This window comes from Streptomyces sp. NBC_00576, from assembly GCF_036345175.1.
Taxonomy (GTDB): Bacteria; Actinomycetota; Actinomycetes; order Streptomycetales; family Streptomycetaceae; genus Streptomyces.
Genome location: NZ_CP107780.1, coordinates 10079622 through 10098740 on the forward strand (window position 1 = coordinate 10079622; position 19119 = coordinate 10098740).

Consider the following 19119-nt stretch of genomic DNA (forward strand, 5'->3'; position numbering starts at 1 on the left):
GATGAACTCCTTTGCTGTACAGCGGTTTTGCCGTACCGCGATACCGATTACTTGAGGACGGAGGTGTCGGCCGAATCGGCCACGTCGACGTTCGGGTCGAGGACACCGATGCCGTTCATGAGGTCGGCCACGTCCTGGACGGTCGAGCTGACCTCCGGTGTGATCGGCAGCACCTTGCTGTACGCGGCCGAGGCAAGTGTCTTCGCGATCGCCGGGGTGGCGCCGTTGCGCTCGACGATGGCGTCGGCGTACGCGTCCTGGTGCGTGCTCGTCCACTTCAGCGCCGTACCGAGCCGCTTCAGGAAGTCGCCGAGCGCGGCCTTCTTCGCCGGGTCCGCGAGGGCCTTGTCCGAGGCCCCGATGAAGCCGTAGCCGCTGATCCGGCCGTCTGCGCCGTCGACGAGGAGCCGGCCGCCCTGCTGGAGGCCGACGGCCTGGTAGACACCGAAGGTCGCCCAGACGTCGATCTTCCCGGAGGAGAAGGCGGCCTGCGCGTCCGTCGGCAGCAGGTACTGCACCTTCACATCGGAATATTCGAGGCCGTTCTGCTTCAGGACGTTGGCGAGCAGGTACTCGGCGATGCTGCCCTTCGCCGAGGACACCACGACCTTCTTGCCCTTGAGGTCCTTGACGCTTCGCACCTCCGAGCCCTTGCGGACGATGATCCCGGTGTGGTGGCCGTCGTTCTTCAGCGCGGCCACGTTCTTGAACTTCACACCACCGCTGAGCGCCTGCAGGGCGGGCAGATCGGCGGAGTAGGTGGTGTCGGCGGCGCCCGCCTGCACGGCCTGGAACAGCGGGGCCGCGCCCTCGAACTCGGCCCACTTCACCTTGTACTTGGCGCCCTTGAGCGCGCCGGACGCGTCGACGAGCGTCTGGAGCGTCTTGGCCTGGTCGCCGAGGGTGAGGGTCACCCGGGAGCCGCTTCCGGCGGCGTCCGCCGAGGAGTCCGCGCCGCAGGCGGTCAGCGCCAGCAGGGCGGTGAGGCTCAGCGCGGCGGTGGCGATTCTGCGTATCACGAGGGGGTCCCTTCGAGGGTGTGTGCGGTGACGCCGAGCCAGCCGAGGAGGCGGGCGCGGAGGGTGACGAACTCGGGCGAGGTGAGATCGCGGGAGCGGGGCAGGTCGACGGTGAGGTCGTGGGCGATGCGCCCCTCGTCCATCACCAGGACCCGGTCGGCGAGCAGCAGCGCCTCCTCCACGTCATGCGTGACCAGGAGGATCGCGCAGCCGTGCCGTTGCCACAGCTCGGCGACCAACTGCTGCACCCTGCCCCGGGTCAGCGCGTCGAGGGCGCCGAACGGCTCGTCAAGGAGCAGCAGTTCGGGCTCGCGGACCAGGGCGCGGGCCAGCGAGACCCGCTGGGCCTGGCCGCCGGACAGCGTCTTGGGCCAGACGGTCGCGCGGTCCGCGATACCGACCTCGTCCAGCGCCTTCGCGGCGAGCGCCCGGTCGGGCCGGCCGGGCAACCCGAGGACGACGTTGCGCCACACCTTCAGCCAGGGCAGCAGCCGCGGCGACTGGAAGGCCGCGCTGCGCCGCGCGGGCACGGTCACCTCGCCGCCGATCTCTTCGTCGAGTCCGGCGAGAATGCGCAGCAGTGTCGACTTGCCGCAGCCGCTGTGCCCGAGCAGCGCCACGAACTCGCCCTCCCGGATGTCGAGATCGAGCTCGTGCAGGACGGTGTTGCCGTCGAAGGCCCGCGAAAGCCCCCGTATTTCCACGCTGTTGGTCGTGATGACGCTGTGGCTCGTGGTGTCGGCCATGGTGATCACGCCTCGCCTTCGAAGTTGGCCCGCCAGGTCAGCAGGCGGCGGGACAGGACCCGTACGGCGAAGTCGCAGGCGAGGCCGAGCAGTGCGTACACGGCGAGGCAGAGCACGATGATGTCGGTACGGAAGTACTGCTGGGCGTTGCTCATCAGATAGCCGAGTCCCGCGTCCGCGTTGATCTGCTCGGCGAAGACGAGGGCGAGCCAGGCGGTGGAGAGCGCGTACCGGAGCCCCACGAGTGCTCCGGGCAGTGCGCTCGGCAGGATGACGTACCGGATCAGCCCGAGCCGGCCGAGCCCCATCATCCGTGCGGCTTCGACGAGTTGGGCGTCGGTGGACCTGATCCCGCCGTAGATGTTGAAGTACAGCGGGTAGGTGACACCGAGGGCGACCAGCGCGATCTTCGGGGTCTCCTCGATACCGAACCAGACGATGAACAGCGGGATCAGACCCACCCAGGGGATCGCCCGGAACATGCCCATCGACGAGTCGATGACGTCCTCGCCGAGCCGGAACAGCCCGGCGAGCAGGGAGAGAACGAGCGCGACGGTCGCTCCGATGAGGAAGCCGATGGCGGCCCGGCGGCCCGACGCGGCGATGGCGCTGGGCAGTTCACCGTTCTTCGTCAGGTCGACGGCCTGTTTCAGGACGTCCACGGGTGAGGCGAGCACCGACTCGGGCAGCACACCCGTGGCCGAGGTCAGGAACCAGAGGAGTACGAGGCCCACGGGACCGGCGGACCGGCGTACCGAACGGGGAAGCTGGAAGCGGCGGGTGGTGCGGGCGGCGCCGCGGATGGTGATCCGGGGTGCCCGGTCCGGGGGAGTGTCGGGGGTCGGCAGGGCCAGGGGCGCCGCGTCGAGCGGTTTGGTTGTCATGGCGGGGTTCCTCTCGCGGGGCTCGGGCAGTGGCCCCGGACGGTGTTCGGCGTCAGGAGGGCTCGGGGCCGGTCGCAGCCGGGCGGGTGGGATCGGCGGACCAGGCGGACCAGGAACCGGCGAAGAGGGTCGCGTCGAAACCGGCGATGGTGAGCGCGGCGATCTGGTGGGCGGCGGTGACACCGGAACCGCAGTACACGCCGATGCGCGACGCCTCACCGGCACCCCGGTCCTCGAACCGTTTGCGCAGTAGCTCGGGCGACAGGAACGTGCCGTCGGCCGCGAGGTTCTCCCCGGTGGGTGCGGAGACCGCGCCCGGGATGTGTCCCGCGCGGGGATCCACCGGCTCCACCTCACCCCGGTACCGTTCGGCGGCGCGAGCATCCAACAGCAGCCCGACGCTGGCGAGTTCGGCGGCACCGTCGGCATCGGTGAGCGGCAGCCCGCCCGCCCTCAGAACGACATCGCCGGGTTCCGGATCGACGGGAATACCGGACTCCAGCGGCAGTTGCGCCGCCCTCCAGGCACCCAACGCCCCGTCCAGCAGAGTCACTTCGGCCACTCCGGCGTACCGGAGCAGCCACCATGCTCTTGCGGCGGCGGTGTTGCCCAAGTCGTCATGGACGACGACCGGTTGGCCCTGCCGGAGACCCCAGCCGCGGGCCGCCTTCTGCAACTCCGCGAGGCGGGGCAACGGATGCCGGCCGCCCTCCGGGCTGGGCGGCGCGGCCAGTTCGGTGTCGAGGTCGACATACACCGCGCCCGGGATGTGCGCGTCGGTGTAGTGATCGCGGCCGTACGGGTCGCCGAGCGCCCAGCGGACGTCGAGGACCAGGGGCGGCTGCCCGGAGGCGAGGGCGTCGCGAAGCTGGGTGACGGTGGTCGTCACACGCGAGGTGCTCATGCGAGGCCCTCCGCGATCGCGGGCAGCTCGGGGGACAGGCGCAGCCGTTCGAGGAAGAGGACGACTGTGGCGGCGGCGGTGCGGTGCAGCGCGTCGTTGAGCACGTCGTGCCGGCCGCCGGCGAAAGTCACGCTCCGGACGTTCGTGTGCCCCTCGTAGACGGTCAGCGCCCGGTCGAGCGGGCTGACCGTGTCGTCCTTGCCGTGCAGGGCGAGCACGGGCACCTGGACCTGGTCGAGCTGCGGCTCCGGCAGGTCGACGGCCGCCTCGATCGCGCCGCGCCGGAAGGCGGGGTCGTCGGCGAGGCGCCCCTGGTGGGTCGGGCAAGCGGTCCGTGCGGCCAGCTCCTCCTCCCAACTCCCGGACGTCCAGGGGCCGGTGGGCAGACCCACGAGGACCAGCGCGTCGACGCCCACCGGGTGCTCGGCGGCGAGCTGGACGGCGTACCGGGCACCAGTGTCCGAACCGACCAGGACCTTCGGGCCCGGCAGTGACTCGTCGGCGAGGAGCTTGGCCGCTTCGTCGAGCACGGACGGATCAGCGGACGGGTCACCCAACGCCCGTACGCGGTAGGCGTCGAAGGCGAGACGGCGGCCGAACCGCTCGTACACACCGCCGTGTTCGCCCCGGCCGGGCAGCACGATCAGCGTGCCGCGCGCGGCGAGACCTTCGGGTTCGTCCCAGGAGGCGGGGGTGGGGGCGGGGGGCGACGACGAAGAGGGCATGAGGGGGCAACTCCTGTTCCAGGGCAGGGAAAAGGGCATGCGGAGGGCGTGAGAGGAGGGGGTCGGAGAACGGCCTACCGGCGTGCGGGCAGCACGGAGCCGGTCAGTTCAGGCCGTACGGAAACGCCGGGAGACGGCGTGGGATCAACGACAGCGCGCGCTGCACGCCACGCCGAAGTCGATGACTCGGCGCTGCGTGAGAAGAGCAGCAGATGCGGTCGGATACGCCATGCGCTCATCATGACCGGCACCGGTGCACCACGTCCAACGACGATTCCGCATCGAAATCGATCAGCATCCGTGATCGATCAGGAATGGCGATCGATGACCCGTGCGGGCTACGGTCGCCGTATGCCCCAACCTGTCCTCGACATCGTGGCGCTGCGCAGCCTGACCGCGATCGCCGACCACGGCGGCTTCCATCGCGCGGCCCAGGCGCTCGCCCTGAGTCAGTCCGCGGTCAGCCAGCACGTCCGCCGGCTGGAGAAGACCCTGGGCCGGCCCGTCGTCGAGCGCGAGGGCCGGGGCATGCGGTTCACCCCGGAGGGCCGACTGCTGCTGGAACAGGCCCGCCGTGTCCTCGCCGTCCACGACGAGGCCGTACGCACCCTGCTCGACGTCGACGGCGACACGATCACCCTCGGCTCCACAGAGCACGCCGCCGACCAGTTCCTGCCACTGCTGACCGCGGCCGTCGAAGCGGTGCGCCCCGGCTGTCGGGTGCGGTTCCGCATCGACCGGTCGGCGCGGCTGGTGGAGGCGGTGGAGCGCGGCAGCGTGGATGTCGCCGTGTACGTCACGGAGGCCGCCGCGACGGAGGGCACACCGGTCGGTGGGCTGCCGCTGACCTGGCACGCTCCCCCCGGCTGGGCACCCCCGGCCGCCCCGGCGCCGGTTCCGCTGGTCGCCATCGAGGACCCCTGCGCCATCCGCCGTCGAGCCATCGCGACCCTCGCCGAGCAGGGCGTCGCGGCGTCGGTGGTCGGCGACGCGGGCTATCTGGCGGGCGTCCTCGACCTCGCCCGCACCGGCCGGGGCGTGGCCCTGCTGGCAACGGTCGGCCCGGCCCCCGACGGCCTCACCCCGTACGAGGGCCTGCCCCCGGTCCCCCCGATCCCGATGAGCGCCCTGGCCCGCCCGGGCACGGACCCGGCAACGGTAGAAGCAGCTTTCGCGGCGGTACGCCAACTACTGAGCTGAGCCGAAGCGCCCCGACAGGGGCGCGGGGCTGTGTCAATATGCGGCTCCGCCGTGGGGAGCGACAAGCCCCCACCGGCCCGCAGCCAACGAACTGCCGAAGAACGCCTACTCGCCCAACGTCCGCGCCAAAGCGGCCCGCTGAAGCGGCAGAACCTCACCGTGCAGCGCACGCCCCCGAGCCGTCAGAGCGACCCGCACCCCCCGCCGGTCCTCCACGCACATGCTGCGCTCCACCAGCCCGTCCTTCTCCAGCCGCCCGATGAGCCGCGACAGCGCACTCTGGCTGAGATGGACCCGGCCGGCGATGTCCTGCACCCGGCACTGCTCGCCCGGGGCGGAGGGGTTCGTCGCGGCGGCCTCCTCGGAGACCAGGACGTCGAGCACCTCGAAGTCACTGGCGCCCAGGCCGTGCGGATGCAGCGCGCGGTCGATCTCGCACATCGTGCGCGCGTGCGCCGCCAGGATGTCCCGCCACTGGTCCGCCAGCCCCGTACCGGCCTTGTTCGCTGCCATGCACCCCATGTTAATGCGTATGCATAAAAACCGACGGGCCCGAGTGGTGTGACCGCCGGCTCAGGCAGACCCCCGCTTGATCAGCTCGGTGGGCAGGATCACCGCCGCCGGGTCCTCGCCGCCGATCTGGGCGAGCAGTACCCGGACCATCTCGGCGCTGATCCGGTCGTAGGGCTGCCGGATGGTCGTCAGCTGGGGGCGGGCGGCCAGGGCCGCCGAGGAGTCGTCGAAGCCGCCCACCGACACGTCCCCGGGGACGCTCCGTTCCGCCCGTTCCAGTGCCGTGAGCACACCCTGGGCCATCAGGTCGGACGCGACGAACACGGCGTCCAGGTCCGGGCACTGGGCCAGCAGCCGGTCCGCGCCCGCCTCGCCGCTGGCCCGGCTGTAGTCGCCGGAGACGACGAGGCGTTCGTCGTACTCGATGCCCTCCTCGGCCAGGACCTCGCGGTAGCCGGCGAGGCGTTCCACACCGCCCGGGGTGTCCAGTGGACCCGTGACGACGCCGATGCGGCGGCGGCCCAGGGAGAGGAGGTGGCGGACCATGTCGCGGGCGCCGTCGCGGTCGGCCGCCGCCACGTAGCTCACCTTGGAGCCGAGGCCGATCGGCTTGCCGCACGCGACGAGCGGTACGCCCGCCTCGCACAGTTCCTGCGCCACCGGGTCACCGGAGTGGCTGGAGACCAGCAGTACCCCGTCGACGTGTCCGGCGGTGATGTACCGCGTGAGGCGGCGCCGTTCGTCCTCCGTGCCCGCCAGCATCAGCAGCAGGGGGATGTCGTGCGCCGCCAGTGCCTGGGTGCAACCCCGCAGCAGCACGTTGAAGTTGGGGTCCTCGAAGAACCGCTCCTGAGGCTCCGTCAGCAGGAAGCCGATCGAGTCCGAGCGCCCGGTGATGAGCGAGCGGGCGTGGCGGTTCACCACGTAACCCGTTTTGCGGATCGCGGCGTTCACCGCCTCGTGGGCGGTCGGGCTGACGTAGTGCCCGCCGTTGAGCACACGCGAGACGGTGCCTCGGGATACTCCTGCCTCGCGGGCCACGTCGTGGATCGTCGGCGGTTTGCGCCGGCCCCCGGTATTGCTCATGGTCATGACTTTACGGCTCCGGACAGCAGGTCGAGGCTCCAGAACCGCTGGATGACCAGGAACAGCGCGATCAGCGGGAGGACCGCCAGGAACGCGCCCGTGATCACCAGCGTGTAGAGCGCCGGGGTGTTCGCTCCCTGTTCGAGAAGCGTGAACAGACCCAGCGTGATCGGGAACTTCTCGTCGTCGCTGAGCATGATGTAGGGGAGCAGGAAGTTGTTCCACACCGCCACGAACTGGAACAGGAACACCGTCACCAGGCCTGGGATCATCATCGGGAGCGCGACCCGTGTGAAGATCCGCCACTCGCTCGCTCCGTCCATCCGCCCGGCCTCGACCACGTCGGCCGGCACCGCCGCGGCGGCGTAGATCCGGGCGAGATAGATGCCGTACGGGGAGAGGATCAGCGGCAGCAGCACGGACGCGTAGGAGTCCGTGATGTCGGCCTTCGCCAGCAGCAGGTACTGGGGGATCGCGAGGATCACCGGCGGCATCAGCACGCCCGCCATCAGGACGCTGAACACCGTCTCCCGGCCGCGGAAGCGGTAGATCGCCAGCGCGTAGCCGCTGATCGCGGAGACGGCCGTCGACAGAAGGGCGCCGAGGCCGGCGTACAAGGCCGAATTGCCCATCCACTTCCAGTAGACGCCGTCGCGGTAGGCGCTCAGCTCCTTCACGTTGTCCGTGAAGCCGCTGCCGGGCAGGAACGTGAACGTGGAGAACAGTTCACTGCCCGACTTCGTCGCCGCGATCACCACCCACGCCACCGGCAGCAGGCAGTACAGGGCACCCAGGAGCAGGGTGATCGTCGGGACCAGGGCGATCCTGTTGCGCAGCGGCGGGCGCTGCGCGGTGCCGGGCCTGGTGCCCGTCGCCGTCTCGGCCTTGCCCACGGCAAGAGAACTCATCGTGCTGCCTCCTGCTTGTTACGGGAGTTCGCGGCCCGCAGGAAGCCGAACGACAGGACCAGCGTGACGATCGCGATGATCGTCGCCTCGGCCGCGGCCGAGTAGATGTCGCCCTTGCCGAAGGCGTCCTGGTACACCTTCATCAGCGGACTCCATGTCGTGGACACGGAGTTGGTGAGCGGCTTGAGGGTGGTCGGCTCGCTGAACACCTGGAGCGTCGCGATGATCGAGAAGAAGAAGGTCAGCACCAGCGAGGGCGCCACCATCGGGATCTTGATCCTGAGCGCGATCTGCAGCGGGGTGGCGCCGTCCAGCTTCGCCGCCTCGTACACCTCGGCCGGGATGGACTGGAGCGAGGTGTAGACGACGATCATGTTGAAGCCGGTACCGCCCCACACCGCGATGTTGGAGAGAGCGAGGTACAGCGGACCGCCGTCCAGCAGGTCCGGCTGCGGCATCCCCAGCTTGTCGAGGACGAAATAGAACGGGCTGACGTCCGGCAGGTACAGGAAGCCCCACAGCAGCGCGGCGACGACTCCTGGAATGGCGTACGGCAGGAAGATCGCGAGCCGGGTGAAGGGTGTGAACCGCACCTTGTCCGCGTCGAGCATCAGCGCGAAGACAAGGGCGAGACCCAGCATCACCGGGACCACGATCGCGCCGTAGCCGACCACGCGCAGCGCGCCGTTCAGCAGCTCGTTGTCGGTGAGGGCATCGGTGTAGTTCTCGATGCCCGCCCAGACCTCTTTCCGCGCCCCGGCACCGAGGCCCAGGCCGGACACCTTCACCTTGTGCAGGCTCAGCCAGAGCGCGTAGCCGATGGGCAGCGCGAAGAAGAGGGCGAACAGGATCACCGCGGGAAGGAGGAAGGCGTACGGGGCCGACCTGACCCCGTACGACCTCCGGCGTGCGCTGGTCACTCCGCGACTCCGAAGCCCTGCTTCTTCAGGTCGCCGACCGTGTCGTCCTGCATCGTCTTCAGAGCGGCGCCGAAGTCCGACTTGTTCTTCGCGGCCGACGCGAACGCGTCCTTGAACGAGGTGTACGCCACGTTCACGTTCGGACCCCACGCGGAGGGCGCCGTGGTCTTCGCGATCTCGGCGGCCTTGGGGTAGAAGTCCGCCTGGTTGGAGAAGAAGTCGGGCGACTTGACGAACGCGCCGCTGAGCTGGGCGCCCGTGGCGGCCGGGTAGATCCCGCCCTCCTTGGCGAGCGCGGCCAGCGCGTCACGGTCGGTGTTCAGCCAGGCGGCGAACTTCGCGGCGGCCGACTTGTTGCCGGAGTCGGTGGTGACGGCGGTCGAGGAGCCGCCCCAGCTGCCCGTCACGTCTTCGCCGGCCGACCACTGGGGGAGCGGGGCCATGGCCCACTTGCCCTTGGTGTCCGGGGCGGCCGTCGTCAGTGTGCCCGGTGCCCACACCGCGCTGACCCAGGCGACCTGCTTGCCGGTGTTGAGCGCCTTGTTCCAGGCCGGGGTGTACATCGGCTGGTTGTCGATGGCGTCCTCCTTGACGAGGTCGCCCCAGAACTTGGCGACCTTCTGGGTCGCCGCGTCGTCGATACCGACCTTCCACTTCTCGCCGGAGGTCGTCCACCACTTGGCGCCGGCCTGCTGGGCGAGCCCTGCGAAGAGGCCGGAGTCGTTGGCGGAGAAGGTGGTGAGGTCCTTGTCCGGGGCCTTCTTCTTCAGGTCCCGGGCGGTCTGGGCGAACTCGGCCCAGGTGGTCGGGACCTTGAGGCCGTACTGCTTGAAGAGGTCCTCGCGGTAGTAGAACATCATCGGCCCGATGTCCTGCGGCACCGCGTACACGGCGTCCGTGCCCAGCGTCGTCTGCTGCCAGACACCCTCGGCGAAGTCCTTCTTCGCGTCGCCGACCTCGCCCGAGATGTCCGCGAGCGCGTCATTGCTGACCAGCGTCGGCAGGGCCTGGTACTCGGCCTGCACCAGGTCCGGCGCCTTCTTGGCCTTGTGCGCGGTGAGGATCTTGGTGACCAGGGTGTCGCCGGACGCCTGCTTCTTCACCGTGACGGTGATCTGCTGCTCCTTGCCCGGCCCCTTGTTCCACAGGTCGACGACCTTGTCCATGCCGGGCGTCCAGGTCCAGTACGTCAGCGACACCGGGCCCGACTGGGCGTCGCTGTCGTCGTCGGACCCGCAAGCGGCGAGTGTGGTGGCGCCGAGTGTGACGGCGACTGCGGTTGCCACGAGGCGCCACTGCTTCGTGTTCGGCATGGAACGTTCTCCCCTGACCTGGTGGGGCCCTCGCCTGCTGCAAGAGCCCGCCATGCTTCTGTGAGCGTTCACAGTAGAGAAACACACTGGACACTTGTCAATGGTTGTTGCCATGCGGTTATCTAGGCCCCGCACCGCGAATAGCTGTGTGTGCACGTTCCCAAGATATGTTCCACAGTGACCGACCAACCGGGAGACATTCCATGCCGGAGACCACCCCCACGGGCCTCACGAGGCTTGCCTTCGGCGGGGACTACAACCCCGAGCAGTGGCCGGAAAGCGTCTGGCAGGAAGACGTTCGGCTGATGCGTGAAGCCGGCGTCACGATGGTCAGCGTCGGAATTTTCTCGTGGGCCATGCTGGAGACGGCACCCGGGGTGTACGACTTCGGCTGGCTCGACCGCCTGCTGGACCTCCTGCACGAGAACGGCATCCGCGCCGACCTCGGCACGCCCACGGTGGCGCCGCCCGCCTGGTTCTACCGCGAGCACCCGGACGCACTGCCGGTCACCCCCGAGGGTGTGCGCTACGAGTTCGGCTCCCGCGCCGCGATCTGCCACAGCAACGCCGACTACCGCGCCGCCGCCGCGGGCATCACCACGAAGCTCGCCGAGCGCTACGGCGCCCACCCGGCGCTCGCCATGTGGCACGTGCACAACGAGTACGGCGTCCCCGTGTCGGCCTGCTACTGCGACTCCTGCGCGGCCCACTTCCGCCGCTGGCTGGAGACGGCGTACGAGACGGTAGGCGGCGTCAACGAGGCCTGGGGAACCGCCTTCTGGGGCCAGCGGTACGCCACCTTCGAGCAGATCAACCCGCCGCGCGCCGCACCCACGGTCGGCAACCCGGGACAGGCGCTGGACTACAAGCGGTTCGCCGACGCCACCATGCGCGAGAACTTCGTGATGGAGCGGGACATCCTCCACCGTCTGTCGCCCGGCATCCCGGTCACCACGAACTTCATGACCGCGCTCAGCCAGTGCGACTCCGTCGACTACTGGGCCTGGGGCCGCGAGGTCGACATCGTCACCAACGACCACTACCTGATCACCGACGGCCGCCGCACCCACGTCAACCTGGCGATGGCCGCCGACCTCACACGCTCCGTCGGCGGCGGCGCCCCCTGGATCCTCCTCGAACACTCCACCTCGGGTGTCAACTGGCAGTCCCGCAACCCCGCGAAGGCACCGGGCCAGATGGCCCGCAACTCCCTCGCCCACGTGGCCCGGGGCTCCGAGGGCGCGATGTTCTTCCAGTGGCGCCAGTCCCGGCGCGGCGCCGAGAAGTTCCACTCGGCGATGCTCCCGCACGGCGGCACGGAGACCCGCGTCTGGCGCGAGGTCGTCGAACTCGGCGCCTCCCTCGACTCGTTGGCCTCCATCCGCTCCACCCGTACGGTCGCCGACGTCGCCGTCCTGTGGGACTGGCACTCCTGGTGGGCGCAGAACCTCCAGTGGCGCCCCAGTGAGGACCACGACCCGCGCGAGCGCGCCGACGCCTTCTACGAGGCCTTGTACGACCGCCACCTCACGGTCGACTTCGCCCACCCGGAAGCCGACTTGTCGGCTTATCCCCTTGTCGTCGTACCCGCCCTGTACCTGATGACGGAGGCAGCCGGGAACAACCTCAGGGAGTACGTCGAGAACGGCGGCACCCTCGTCGTCTCGTACTTCTCCGGCATCGTCGACGAGCACGACGCCGTGCACGAGGGCCCCTACCCGGGCGCCCTGCGTGACGTACTCGGCCTGACCGTCGAGGAGTTCTCGCCGCTGCTCCAGGGCGAGGACGTACGCATCACCGGCCCCGACGGCTCCGAGCTGACCGGCGACGTGTGGACCGAGTTCGTCGTCCCGCGCGGCGCCGAGACCGTGTGGACGTACGCCGACGGACTCACCGCCGACCACCCGGCCGTCACCCGTAACCGCCTCGGCGAAGGCACCGCCTGGTACGTGTCGACGCGCCTCGACACGCACGGTCTGGACGCCCTGCTCGGCTGGGCCACCGAGGACGCCGACCTAGCACCCCGCGCCGACCTCCCGCGCGACGTCGAACTCGTCCGCCGCACCGGCGAGTCGGGCACCTACCTGTTCGCCGTCAACCACACCGCGTCGGACACCAAGGTGCCCCTGGAGGCACCCGGCACCGAACTGCTGACGGGCGAACGAGCCGCGGGCCGCCTCGCGCTGCCCGCCGGAGCCGTCCGGGTCGTACGACTCGACGGCTGAGCCGCAAGTTCCCCTCCGCCCGTGCGTGCCACGAGAGCCGCGGGCGGAGGGGTCTCCCTCCCGCCACTCAGGAGGGGCACCCCCAACCCATCACGTCGAAGGGACGACGGACGACGATGTTCCATCCCAGACGCACACCCAGGCGCACACTCAAGGCCCTGCTGCTCCCGCTCGCCGCAGGCCTCGCCCTCACCGCCCTCCCCGCCACCTCCGCGCAGGCGGCCAGTACCCTCACCAACGGCGGCTTCGAGGCCGACGGTTCGGGCGCTGCCACCCCCAACGGCTGGTCGGAGTACGGCGACACGGGCGCCTCGTACGTGGAGTCCGGTGGCCGCAGCGGCAGTTACCGCCTGTCCCACTACTCTGCCTCCGCCTACAAGGTGGAGACCTACCAGTACCTGTCCGGGCTGACCAACGGCAACTACAAGCTCACCGCGTGGGTGCGCTCGGGCGGCGGCCAGAAGTCGGCCTACATAGCGCTGAAGAACTGCGGCAGCTCCGAGCAGCGCACCGACCTGCCCGTCTCCGCCAGCGGGTGGATCCGCATCGTCGTGCCGATCGCGGTGACGAACAACCAGTGCACGATCAGCGTCAACTCCGATGCCAACGCGGGCAACTGGATCAACGTCGACGACCTGACCTTCGCCTCCGGCACCGGCGGGGTGCCCGTCAAGGGCGCCGACATCTCCTCCCTCCCCAAGAGTGAGGCCAAGGGCGGTGTCTACAAGACCAGTTCGGGGACGACGAGCGACGCGCTCACCGTCCTGAAGAACTCCGGCATGAACTACGCGCGCGTCAAGGTCTGGGTCAACCCGGCCGACGGCTACAACAACAAGGCGCGCGTCCTCGCCATCGCCAAGCGCATCAAGGCGCAGGGCATGAAGCTGCTGGTCGACTTCCACTACTCGGACATCTGGGCCGACCCGGGCGCCCAGAGCAAGCCGTCCGCATGGGCCGGACACTCCTACAGTCAGCTGAAGACGGACGTCTACAACCACACGTACGACGTCCTCAACGCCCTCAAGGCGCAGGGCACCACCGCCGACATGGTCCAGGTCGGCAACGAGATCAACGGCGGCATGCTGTGGTCCGAGGGCTCGACCGACAACTGGTCGCAGCTCGCCGGGCTGCTCAACTCCGGCTACAACGCGGTCAAGGCGGTCAACTCCGGCACGACCGTCGCGCTGCACCTGGCCAAGGGCGGCGACCTGTCGGGCACCCGCTGGTGGTTCGACAGCGCGGTTTCCAACGGAGTGAAGTTCGACGCCATCGGCCTGTCCTACTACGGCTACTGGCACGGCTCGCTCTACGACTTCCAGACCACCCTGGACGACGCGGCCTCCCGCTACGGCAAGCCGGTGTTCGTCGCCGAGACGGCCTATCCCTTCCGTCTCGACAGCAAGGACTCGCACGAGAACATCATCGACACGACCGGTGAGCTGGTCTCCGGGTACGCGGCGTCCACGGCCGGGCAGTCGGCCTGGTTCCGGGACATCCTGAACATCGTGGAGGCCGTTCCGAACGGCCGCGGACTCGGCGTCTTCTACTGGGAGGCGACCTGGACCGCGGTCACCGGCAACGGCTGGGACCCCACGGACGCCTCCTCCGGCAACGGCTGGGAGAACCAGGCCCTGTTCGGCTACGACGACAAGGCGCTCCCCGCGATGACGTGGTTCAGCCACCGCTGAGCCCGAATGGACGGGGGCCCGGCCGCGTGGGGGAGGCGGCCGGGCCCCTGCTCATTGTTCGACCTCGGCCAAGAGGTGCGAAGCCGCGGACGCGGCGGCCTCGACTGCGGGACTTTGGGAGCACGGTACGCGGTGACCGGGACGAGGAGGCGCGATGCTGAAGAGGCCCGTGGGCGGGCAACGCCTGGAGATCCTGCCTTCTATCGTCCCGACGAGGTTCGCATCGCCGAGGTTGCCCGGATGTTCGAGAAGGGCTGGTAGGTCCGCCGACGGTCGGGCGGATGTCGGCGGGCCGTGAGCTGTTGGGGGTGCCGGGACGACCGGGGTGCCGTGACCAGGTGTGTGGAAAGCCTGCGGGCCGGTGGGGGCTGGTCGAGCCACGCGGCGGAGCCGCAAATGTCACAGCCCCGCACCCGGATTCATCGATCCGCGCTCAGCACGTGCTGACCCAGGTGCAGCCCCCGCACCCCGGCGTTACCCTGTTGACCGGCCGCGATCCCCGCTCGCGCCCCACGCCCGGGCGCCGGCGAGTAGGAGACGTACGACCATGACAGCCCCCGACATCCGGACCGGGACCGTCAGCGTCCGACCGCGCCCCTCCGCCCTGCGCGGCCAGGCACCCGTCGTCGCCGTGGTCGCGGTCGGCGGCGCGATCGGCGCCTGTGCCCGATACGCGGCCTCCCTCGCCTGGCCCGCGCGGACCGGCGGATTCCCCTGGACCACGTTCTGGATCAACGTCGTCGGCTGTGCCGTGATCGGCGTGTTCATGGTGGTCATCACGGAGACCTGGGCAGCCCACCGCCTCGTACGCCCCTTCTTCGGCACCGGTGTGCTCGGCGGCTTCACCACCTTCTCGACGTACGCCGTCGACATACAGAAGCTGGTCGACCGGGGCCACCCCGGCACCGGCCTCGCCTACCTCGCCGCGACCCTGCTCGCGGCGCTCACAGCCGTGACACTCGCGGCGACCGCGACCCGCCGGGTCCTGAAGCGGAGGCGACGATGACCAGGCTGACCGGCAGCGCCCTGCGCGTGACCGTCCTCATCGGCGAGCACGACACCTGGCACCACAAACCTCTCTACTCGGAGATCGTCCACCGCGCCCGCGCGGCCGGCCTCGCCGGCGCGAGCGTCTTCCGCGGCATCGAGGGCTTCGGCGCATCCTCCCTGATCCACACCTCCCGCCTGCTCTCCCTCAGCGAGGACCTGCCGGTCGCGATCGTCATCGTCGACACCGAGGAACACGTACGGTCCTTCCTGCCGCAGCTCGACGAACTCGTCACCGAGGGACTCGTCGTCCTCGACGACTGCGAGGTCATCCGGTATGTCGGCCGGACCGAAGAGAAACCGGGCGAAGCGGGCAAGAAGGGTAAGAAGTTGTTGTGAACTGGCTGCTCGTGATCGCGGGCGGAATGGTCGGCGCACCTCTCCGCTATCTCACCGACAGGATCGTCCAGTCCCGCCACGACACGGTCTTCCCCTGGGGCACCCTCGCTGTCAACGTCACCGGCTGCCTGATCCTCGGCATGCTCACCGGTGCCGCCCCGGGCCCGAACCTCCAAGTGCTCCTGGGTACGGGCCTGTGCGGTGCGCTGACCACGTACTCGACCTTCTCGTACGAGACCCTGCGGCTGGCCGAGGACGGGGCCGGGCTCTTCGCCGTCGCCAACGTCATGGTGAGCGTGGCGGCCGGTCTGGGGGCGGCTTTCGCGGGTGTGTGGGTGGGCGGGGCGCTGTAGGCGGAGGGCGTTCCGCCCTTGCCGGCGTGTAGTAGGACTGGCCCCGCCGCTGCCCGTCCCTCCCCAGCAGAACTGGATTCCATGAGCGCCATCTCCGTCGGTCAGGCCGTCGTCCTCGGAGCCGTCGAGGGGGTGACCGAGTTCCTGCCGGTCTCCTCGACCGGCCATCTGAAGATCGTCGAGGGGCTGATGGACATCCCCGTCGACGACAACGCCGTGGTCGGGTTCTCGGCCGTCATCCAGGTCGGCGCGATCGCCGCCGTGCTCGTGTACTTCTTCAAGGACATCGTCCGGATCGTCTCCGCCTGGGGGAGGGGTCTGCGGAACCGCGACGAGCGCTACCACCACGACTACAAGTTCGCCTGGTGGGTCATCTACGCCACGATCCCGATCGTCGTCGTGGGCCTCGCCGCGAAGCCGCTGATCGAGGGCCCGCTGGCCTCGCTGTGGGTGGTCGCCGCCTCGCTGATCGTCGGGAGTGGCGTGATGTGGGCCGCGGACCAGATGGGCCGGCACAAGCGCGGCGAGGACGACACGTCCTTCAAGGACGCGATGCTGGTGGGCAGTTCACAGATCCTCGCCCTCCTCTTTCCCGGCTTCTCCCGCTCCGGCGCCACCATGTCGACGGCGCTGATCCTCGACCTCGACCGGGTCGCCGCCACCCGGCTCTCCTTCTTCCTCGGCATCCCCGCCCTGACCGGCGCCGGGCTGTACGAACTGAAGGACGCCCTGGGTGCGGGAGTGGGGGTCGCGCCGCTGGCCGTCGGCACGGCGGTCTCCTTCGTCGTCGCCTACGGTTCCATCGCCTGGCTGCTGAAGTTCGTCGCCAAGCACTCCTTCAACGCCTTCGTGATCTACCGGATCGTCGTGGGCGTGCTGCTCTTCGGGCTGCTGGGCGCGGGTGTACTGAACTGAGGCGGCGCGGGATGCGAGAACGAGTGTGAGGACGGGTGTGAGGACGGTTCCGGCCTCACACCCTTGACAGCCCCGTCCCTTCACCCGCAGGATCACCCCCGTGAACCTGTCAGACAGCCAGACAGGTGGCTCGGTACCGCGGCGCGTCAGCGCGATGGAAGCGGTCCTCGGTCATCTGCGCAGCGCCATCGAGCGCGGAGATTACGCCGTGGGGGACAAGCTCCCCTCCGAGGCCGAGCTGTGCCGGCGCCTGGAGGTGAGCCGGCCCGTGCTGCGGGAGGCCCTGAGGGCCCTGCAGACCATGGGCCTGACCGTCTCCAAGACCGGCAAGGGCACCTTCGTGGTGTCCAGCACCGTCGAGGACCCCACCTTCGGCGACTACGCGGCCAGCGACCTCCTCGAAGTCCGTCGGCACGTCGAGATCCCGGTCGCCGGCTACGCGGCCGTACGACGGACCCCCGAGGACCTCGACCACCTCGCGCACCTGCTGGACCGCATGGAGCACGAGACCGACACCACCGCGTGGGTCGCCATGGACACCCTCTTCCACCTCGCGGTGGCGCAGGCCGCCCAGAACCCGGTGTTCCGCCGGGTGATCGAGGAGATCCGGGACGCGCTGGCGCGCCAGTCGGCCTTCCTGAACGAGCTGGGCGGCCGGCGTGAGCAGTCCAACCGCGAGCACAGGGCGATCGTCGAGGCGCTGATCGACCGCAGCGAGGACGACGCGGTGGCGGCCATGTCCCACCACCTCGACCGGGTCTCCACGACCCTCACCGACATCGTGCGCGCCGCGCACAAGGACACCCCCGCACAAACATTCCCGGAAGGCGGACCCGAGGCGTGAGCGAGCAATCCCTCCAGGACGGTACGGCGAAGAAGGCCGTGCACGTCGACGCCGGTGACGCGGGCTACAGCAAGTCGCTGAAGGCCCGGCACGTCAACATGATCGCCATCGGCGGTGCCATCGGCACCGGCCTGTTCCTCGGCGCCGGCGGCCGGCTGGCCGACGCGGGCCCGTCCCTCTTCATCGCCTACGCGGTCTGCGGCGTCTTCGCCTTCCTCGTCGTCCGGGCGCTGGGCGAACTCGTCCTGTACCGGCCCTCGTCCGGCGCGTTCGTGTCGTACGCCCGCGAGTTCCTGGGTGAGAAGGGCGCGTACATCGCGGGCTGGATGTACTTCCTGAACTGGGCCACCACCGGCATCGCCGACATCACCGCGGTGGCCCTCTACACCCACTACTGGGGCCTGTTCTCCGACATCCCGCAGTGGGTGCTCGCGCTGATCGCCCTGGCGGTCGTCCTCACCGTGAACCTGATCTCGGTGAGGATGTTCGGCGAAATGGAGTTCTGGTTCGCCATCATCAAGGTCAGCGCCCTCGTCGTCTTCATGCTGATCGGCATCTTCCTGCTGGTCACCCAGCACGAGGTCGACGGCACCACCCCCGGACCGTCCCTGATCACCGACAACGGCGGCGTCTTCCCCAACGGCCTGCTGCCCATGCTGCTGATCATCCAGGGCGTCGTCTTCGCCTACGCCTCCGTCGAACTCGTCGGTGTCGCGGCGGGCGAGACCGAGAACCCCGAGAAGATCATGCCGAAGGCGATCAACTCGATCATGTGGCGGGTCGGCCTCTTCTACGTCGGCTCGGTCGTCCTCCTCGCAATGCTGCTGCCGTGGAACAAGTACACGTCGGGGGAGAGCCCCTTCGTGACCGTCCTCTCCAACATCGGCATCCCGGCGGCCGGCGGCGTGATGAACCTGGTCGTCCTCACGGCGGCCATGTCGTCCCTCAACTCGGGCCTGTACTCCACCGGCCGCATCCTGCGCTCGATGGCGATGTCCGGCTCCGCGCCGAAGTTCACCGGCAACATGAGCCGCAGCCAGGTCCCGTACGGCGGCATCCTGCTCACCAGCGGCTTCTGCGTACTCGGCGTCGGCCTCAACTTCGTCGTCCCCGCCGACGCGTTCGAGATCGTGCTGAACTTCGCCGCGATCGGCATCCTCGCCACCTGGGGCATGATCATGATCTGCCACTTGGTGTTCTGGCGGAAGACCGAGAACGGCGAGCTGACCAGGCCGAGCTACCGCCTCCCCGGCTCCCCGTGGACCGAGCTCGTGACGCTGGCCTTCCTCGCCTCCGTCCTCGTCCTGATGTACGCCGACGGCGGCGCCGGCCGCACCACCGTGCTGTGTCTCCCGCTGATCGCCGGGGTACTGGTCGCGGGCTGGTACGGCGTCCGCGGACAGGTGGCCCGCAAGGCCGCCGAAGCGCGCGGGACCAATGAATCCACCGAAGCCGGCGGGTCGGCCGGAGCCGACGCGTGAACCACGCAG

General features: G+C 69.5%; 19 protein-coding genes. 9 read left to right on the forward strand and 10 right to left on the reverse strand.

The window, feature by feature from the left end:
• Positions 1 to 47 precede the first annotated feature (47 nt).
• From OG734_RS43850 to OG734_RS43870, 5 genes are read right to left on the reverse strand one after another with little or no spacing between them, the layout of a single operon-like run.
• On the reverse strand, positions 48 to 1019 hold the full coding sequence (locus tag OG734_RS43850; protein WP_330292952.1) for an ABC transporter substrate-binding protein: 972 nt from the start codon (positions 1017 to 1019) through the stop codon (positions 48 to 50).
• On the reverse strand, positions 1016 to 1765 hold the full coding sequence (locus OG734_RS43855) for an ABC transporter ATP-binding protein (RefSeq protein WP_330292953.1): 750 nt from the start codon (positions 1763 to 1765) through the stop codon (positions 1016 to 1018). Before OG734_RS43855 ends, OG734_RS43850 begins: the two co-directional genes overlap by 4 nt.
• 5 nt (positions 1766 to 1770) lie before the next feature.
• The gene (locus tag OG734_RS43860) at positions 1771 to 2649 is read right to left on the reverse strand and encodes an ABC transporter permease (RefSeq protein WP_330292954.1); all 879 of its coding nucleotides are present in this window, start codon (positions 2647 to 2649) and stop codon (positions 1771 to 1773) included.
• 52 nt (positions 2650 to 2701) lie between these two features.
• Complete coding sequence (locus OG734_RS43865) at positions 2702 to 3553, reverse strand: sulfurtransferase (protein WP_330292955.1); 852 nt, start codon at positions 3551 to 3553, stop codon at positions 2702 to 2704.
• On the reverse strand, positions 3550 to 4278 hold the full coding sequence (locus OG734_RS43870; protein ID WP_330292956.1) for an alpha/beta hydrolase: 729 nt from the start codon (positions 4276 to 4278) through the stop codon (positions 3550 to 3552). Before OG734_RS43870 ends, OG734_RS43865 begins: the two co-directional genes overlap by 4 nt.
• 351 nt (positions 4279 to 4629) lie before the next feature.
• Between OG734_RS43870 and OG734_RS43875 the strand changes: the two genes are divergently transcribed.
• Positions 4630 to 5478 (forward strand): LysR family transcriptional regulator, encoded by an 849-nt coding sequence (locus tag OG734_RS43875; protein ID WP_330292957.1) that lies wholly within the window; start codon positions 4630 to 4632, stop codon positions 5476 to 5478.
• Between the two features lie 105 nt (positions 5479 to 5583).
• On the opposite strand, the gene OG734_RS43880 is transcribed toward OG734_RS43875, so the two are convergent.
• The 5 genes from OG734_RS43880 to OG734_RS43900 are packed head-to-tail and all read right to left on the reverse strand — an operon-like array spanning position 5584 to position 10218.
• Positions 5584 to 5991, reverse strand: a complete 408-nt coding sequence (locus OG734_RS43880; RefSeq protein WP_330292958.1) for a MarR family winged helix-turn-helix transcriptional regulator — start codon at positions 5989 to 5991, stop codon at positions 5584 to 5586.
• 60 nt (positions 5992 to 6051) lie between these two features.
• A complete protein-coding gene (locus OG734_RS43885) occupies positions 6052 to 7083 on the reverse strand; it encodes a LacI family DNA-binding transcriptional regulator (RefSeq protein WP_330292959.1) in 1032 nt (343 codons plus the stop codon).
• Complete coding sequence (locus OG734_RS43890) at positions 7080 to 7985, reverse strand: carbohydrate ABC transporter permease (RefSeq protein WP_330292960.1); 906 nt, start codon at positions 7983 to 7985, stop codon at positions 7080 to 7082. Before OG734_RS43890 ends, OG734_RS43885 begins: the two co-directional genes overlap by 4 nt.
• Complete coding sequence (locus tag OG734_RS43895; protein ID WP_330292961.1) at positions 7982 to 8905, reverse strand: carbohydrate ABC transporter permease; 924 nt, start codon at positions 8903 to 8905, stop codon at positions 7982 to 7984. The genes OG734_RS43890 and OG734_RS43895 overlap by 4 nt, the downstream gene beginning before the upstream one ends.
• A complete protein-coding gene (locus tag OG734_RS43900; RefSeq protein ID WP_330292962.1) occupies positions 8902 to 10218 on the reverse strand; it encodes an ABC transporter substrate-binding protein in 1317 nt (438 codons plus the stop codon). The genes OG734_RS43895 and OG734_RS43900 overlap by 4 nt, the downstream gene beginning before the upstream one ends.
• A 203-nt stretch (positions 10219 to 10421) precedes the next feature.
• Here OG734_RS43900 and OG734_RS43905 point away from each other — a divergent pair, with 203 nt between their 5' ends.
• The 8 genes from OG734_RS43905 to OG734_RS43940 all read left to right on the forward strand — a co-directional run bounded on the left by OG734_RS43905 (position 10422) and on the right by OG734_RS43940 (position 19110).
• On the forward strand, positions 10422 to 12443 hold the full coding sequence (locus OG734_RS43905) for a beta-galactosidase (protein WP_330292963.1): 2022 nt from the start codon (positions 10422 to 10424) through the stop codon (positions 12441 to 12443).
• A 116-nt stretch (positions 12444 to 12559) separates the two neighbouring features.
• Positions 12560 to 14131, forward strand: a complete 1572-nt coding sequence (locus tag OG734_RS43910) for a glycoside hydrolase family 53 protein (protein ID WP_330292964.1) — start codon at positions 12560 to 12562, stop codon at positions 14129 to 14131.
• 547 nt (positions 14132 to 14678) lie between these two features.
• A complete protein-coding gene (gene crcB, locus OG734_RS43915) occupies positions 14679 to 15137 on the forward strand; it encodes a fluoride efflux transporter CrcB (RefSeq protein WP_330292965.1) in 459 nt (152 codons plus the stop codon).
• Positions 15134 to 15517, forward strand: coding sequence for a DUF190 domain-containing protein (locus tag OG734_RS43920; RefSeq protein WP_330292966.1), 384 nt, complete (start codon positions 15134 to 15136; stop codon positions 15515 to 15517). The genes crcB (OG734_RS43915) and OG734_RS43920 overlap by 4 nt, the downstream gene beginning before the upstream one ends.
• Positions 15514 to 15870, forward strand: coding sequence for a fluoride efflux transporter CrcB (gene crcB / locus OG734_RS43925; RefSeq protein ID WP_330292967.1), 357 nt, complete (start codon positions 15514 to 15516; stop codon positions 15868 to 15870). The genes OG734_RS43920 and crcB (OG734_RS43925) overlap by 4 nt, the downstream gene beginning before the upstream one ends.
• An 81-nt stretch (positions 15871 to 15951) precedes the next feature.
• Entirely contained in the window at positions 15952 to 16785 is an 834-nt protein-coding gene (locus OG734_RS43930; protein ID WP_330292968.1) for an undecaprenyl-diphosphate phosphatase, read from the forward strand.
• 154 nt (positions 16786 to 16939) lie between these two features.
• Positions 16940 to 17629: a FadR/GntR family transcriptional regulator gene (locus OG734_RS43935; protein WP_330294009.1), complete on the forward strand. Its 690-nt coding sequence runs from the start codon at positions 16940 to 16942 to the stop codon at positions 17627 to 17629.
• Complete coding sequence (locus OG734_RS43940) at positions 17626 to 19110, forward strand: amino acid permease (RefSeq protein WP_330292969.1); 1485 nt, start codon at positions 17626 to 17628, stop codon at positions 19108 to 19110. Before OG734_RS43935 ends, OG734_RS43940 begins: the two co-directional genes overlap by 4 nt.
• The last annotated feature ends 9 nt before the right edge of the window (positions 19111 to 19119 follow it).